We start from the raw sequence: 2,222 nt of genomic DNA, 5'->3' as shown, positions 1-2,222 counted from the left end.
ATCAATGACAAAGGGCGATTGAGGAATGAGCGCTGGGGCATTTTATCTTTGAGGAGGCTATTTATGGATCAGAAAGAAGTATCACAAAATCAAACAAAGTACATTCAATTTAGATTATCTGAAGAACAATACAATAAGCTGAAAATTTCAGGAGAAACATATGGACTCTCTCCGAATCTTTATGCGAAAAAATTAGCACAAAAATCTCATTTAAAAAAACCTTATCTCGAACATGACCAAGCGAAATCTTTATTATTAGAACTCTCAAAACAAGGAACCAATTTAAATCAAATCGCCAAGAAACTCAATCAATTCGATCGGATGGACAACCAAGATAAAGAGCTGATCGTGGCTTTACGCTATACATACGGAGTACTCGCTCAAGCTCAAAAGGGGTATCAAGAGTTATGGCAACAATTGCAAAAATAAGCAATGGCGCAAGTGCAGCGAGCGCCCTTAATTATGCTTTAGGGCAAGACAGACCCATGCATGAAAAAACTGAACAGTGGCTACAAGACCATCAATTGGAACGTCCTGTGGAGCTGACAAATTGTCGGGCAGTTGCCGTGGGTGGAACCAACGGGATTGATCCCTTTATCGCCAAAGAACAATTTGATGTCATTCGACAACTTCATAACCAAACCAAAGAATCCAATCAAGTCTTGCGTATTACCCAATCTTTCGCCTTAGATGAACTGAATCCGAAAGTTCAAAAAGACTGGCAAAAAGCCAATGATTTAGGCGTTGAATTAGCAGAAAATCTCTATCCTAACCATCAAAGTGCTGTGTATACGCATTTAGACGGAAAAAATCACGTCTTACACAACCACATCATTGTCAATAAGGTCAATTTAGAGACAGGCAATAAATTAAGAGAACAAAAAGGAGAAAGCGTTCAACGAGCACGAGAAATGAATGATCGACTCGCTTCTCGAGAGAACTGGCACATTTTAGAGCCACCAAATGAGCGCCAAACAGAGACAAAAAAAGAACTAATCGCCAAAAATGAGTATTCTTACATGGATGATTTGAGAGAAAGAATCAATAAATCGCTTCAAGATGTCTCTGTGAGCTCATACGAAGCGTTTAAGGAACGATTATCTGACAATGGGGTAATTCTATCAGAAAGAGGCCAAACGTTCTCATATGCCTTTTTAGACGCCAATAACAAGCAAAGACGAGCACGAGAGACCCGATTGGGTTCTGATTTTGGAAGGGAGACCATTTTACATGAGTTGGAAAACCGAGCAAGACAAAACGAATTTAGAGCTGTTGAACAACGAGAACCAGCGATTACTCCGCTTGAGCGAGACACTCAACAAAGAGAATCAGAAATTGTTAGCCTTGAACAAGCAATTGAACCAAGAAAATCAGAAGCTCTCAAGCGAGAATCAAAAATTAATCGATTTATTGACACAATCAAACAGCTTGCAGGACGAGTACCAGAACTTACTCAACGCGTTACAAGAAAATTAAAGCAAACAAAAGAGAAAATCCTCGATGATTTTGAACGTCGCTTTTCAAAAGACATGAAAAATTACGAGCAAGAACAACAGAAAAGCCTAGAAAAACAAGTGAATAGAGACGTACAGTCTGAAAAGAAACCAACAAAAGATCATGATCGGGGGATGAGTCGATGAATAAAGATGAACAACTCGTTGTTCAAGTATTAAATGCTTATAAAAATGGTAAAATTGATTTCAGTCACGTTCCAGAACTAGACCGCTTAGTCCGTCAAGAAGTTAATAAAGACTTTCGGGGCTACCAAGAAAAAATAGAAGCTGTTGCGAGTCAAAAAATGGAGTCTGCCATTCAAGAACAACTCCATCGTTTAGAGGCAGAAAACTTAAAAGCGACCATACTGAAAGACATTCAAGTTGAAAAACAAGCATTACTCGCTTTGAAAAAAGAACTGAATGAACAAAAAGAGCAGATAAAAGCAGATCGCAAACGTGAGATTGTCGAACGTTACAGTATTTTGATTGTGAATATTATCTGCCTGTTCTGTTTCTTAGTTGTCGGTATTCTCATCGGACGATGGATTTATAAAGGTATCTGGGATGGTTGGGGTTTGCATATTTTGTATGACACAGTGATGGAAATACAGCCTAAACATCCTTATGGGGCAGTCGTTCTTGGATTAGGTGGTTTTGGTTTAATCGGTGCTGGAATTTATGGCAGTTTTCGATTAATGTATACCGCTTCAACATGGTTTGATCAAC

Annotated in this window: 3 protein-coding genes; all 3 read left to right on the top strand. The window is 38.7% G+C overall.

All coding sequences use genetic code 11. The features are described from left to right. The coding region (locus ABT114_RS50280) for a plasmid mobilization protein (protein ID WP_351154068.1) at positions 1–429 on the top strand (429 nt) is incomplete at its 5' end. Next, entirely contained in the window at positions 408–1,640 is a 1,233-nt protein-coding gene (locus ABT114_RS50275) for a relaxase/mobilization nuclease domain-containing protein (protein WP_351154065.1), read from the top strand. The genes ABT114_RS50280 and ABT114_RS50275, both read left to right, overlap by 22 nt. Then, positions 1,637–2,222, top strand: a 586-nt coding sequence (locus tag ABT114_RS50270; protein ID WP_351154062.1) for a hypothetical protein, incomplete at its 3' end; no start/stop codon positions are given. The genes ABT114_RS50275 and ABT114_RS50270, both read left to right, overlap by 4 nt.

It is taken from the genome of Streptomyces sp. NPDC002088, assembly GCF_040296605.1.
GTDB lineage: Bacteria > Actinomycetota > Actinomycetes > Streptomycetales > Streptomycetaceae > Streptomyces.
Note: the sequence above shows the minus strand (reverse complement) of the source record. Positions and strands in the feature narration are given on the sequence as shown.